The following is a 1,734-nucleotide window of genomic DNA, read 5'->3' on the forward strand; positions in this document are numbered from 1 at the left end:
TGATCCCCTTTATATGAAAACGGCATCATACATTCTTCACAAGGAATCATTACATGTTCTGCAAGTACTTCAATTTCATTGGCAAATGTGTTTAAGTTTAATTTATCTGCTAAATGCAGGCAGTCTTCTGGACACATCTCATGGCAAATTCTACATTTTACGCATAGTGAAGGCTCAAAAAGTATTGAAAGTTTTTGGTTTCCTTCCTTTAAAGCCCCTGTAGGACACATATGATAGCAAACATAACAGTTTGTACATTTTTTATTATCAATCCATTTCTCAGATGTAAAAGATATTTTATCTACTTCTAAATATTTATCTGATAAATCAATTTCAGAACTCTTTAAGGCTTTTACAAAAATTTTTCTTTTTTCCGGAATTACTTTTTCCTCTACTAAATTTTTATATTCAGGAGTTTCTTTTTCTTCTACAGGGATATCAGGCATTAAAGCCCAAAATGCAAGTCCTGCTGCTTGCTTTGAAAATCTCTTTAAGAAACTTCTTCTTTGAAGTTTTTTTTCTGTTTCTTTAGGCATTTCATATTTTATATCTTTAAGTTTTACCCTGTAATCAACACCCAGTTGCTCAAGTATATAGTTTGATTCGTTTGCAATATCTTCAATCCTTTCTTTTAATTTCCCAATTTCACAGGACTGGCAGTATCCTACATCTACAATTACATCATTCTCAATTTTTAGAGCCAAAGCTACTAAATACTGGCTGTCAAAAGAAGATGCACACGGAACATTTAATTTACAGCTTATAAGGTTTTGATTTTCTTCAACCATTTTTTTATATAAATCTGACGGGTTAAAACCATTTAATGAAAACGCTTCAGTTGGACAAACACCTACGCAGGCACCGCAAGAAATACACTTATCCTCGTTTATCTGAATTTTGTCATTTTCAATATAGAGGGTGTCTTCTATAGGACAAACATCTATACATTTCTGACATGACGAATATCTATAATAAGTACGAACACACGCATATATGTCAAAATTCAGTTTAGACATGATTATTTACCTTCTTTTCTGTTTTCTATAAAGTCTTTAATATCTAAAATTGAAAATATAAAAAAGGCCGTAGCTAAAAATAAAATACCAGTCAAAAAGATTAAATATGCTAAATTTTCCATTATCTTAATCTTTCCTTATTTCTTTTTCAATTTCACTTATTTCATTCCTAAACTTTACAAATTCATAAATGATAAATAAAAAAATAGCCATAAATATAATACCTAATGGGTAAATTAAATCAGAGTTAGTATAATCCAATGTATCAAGTTTATTTACTAAAACCCCAATTGCAGTACCTATAGCAATAATTACTATTATTAAAGTTCTCAAAAAACTTTCTCTAATCTTTAACTTCTCAACTTTAAGCTTTAATATTTCAATGTCTATGTTTTTGTTTTCCATTATCTTAAACTTCAGATAAATACTCCAAATCAGACATCAAAAATTCCAGTGTTGCATCTGCAACATCATAGTAGAAAGGAGTTTCTGCTATATCTTTAACAGCAAGTAAATATGGAACTGTCCAGTTTCCTACGTGTTCTTCAAGAAATTTTTTCTGTATTTCCCTTAATCTTTGAACTTCCTTTTCATCTTCTCTTGCTAACGCATTCAACTCTTCCTGAACTAAATTCATCATAAATTCAAGCTCAACTCCTATATGGTCTGGAGATAAAGCTCTTGTTTTATTTAAGTCAATAGAATACCCGTGTTCTCT

Annotated in this window: 3 protein-coding genes; all 3 read right to left on the reverse strand. The window is 30.1% G+C overall.

Going from position 1 to position 1,734, the window contains the following annotated elements:
* Window positions 1-1,016: 4Fe-4S binding protein (locus HG1285_RS02840; protein WP_008289023.1), on the reverse strand; the 1,016-nt coding region annotated here is incomplete at its 3' end.
* Window positions 1,017-1,142: 126 nt separating this feature from the next.
* On the reverse strand, window positions 1,143-1,421 hold the full coding sequence (locus HG1285_RS02835; protein ID WP_008289024.1) for a hypothetical protein: 279 nt from the start codon (window positions 1,419-1,421) through the stop codon (window positions 1,143-1,145).
* Window positions 1,422-1,425: 4 nt separating this feature from the next.
* Window positions 1,426-1,734, reverse strand: a 309-nt coding sequence (locus tag HG1285_RS02830; RefSeq protein WP_008289025.1) for a molecular chaperone TorD family protein, incomplete at its 5' end; no start/stop codon positions are given.

Source organism: Hydrogenivirga sp. 128-5-R1-1 (assembly GCF_000171895.1).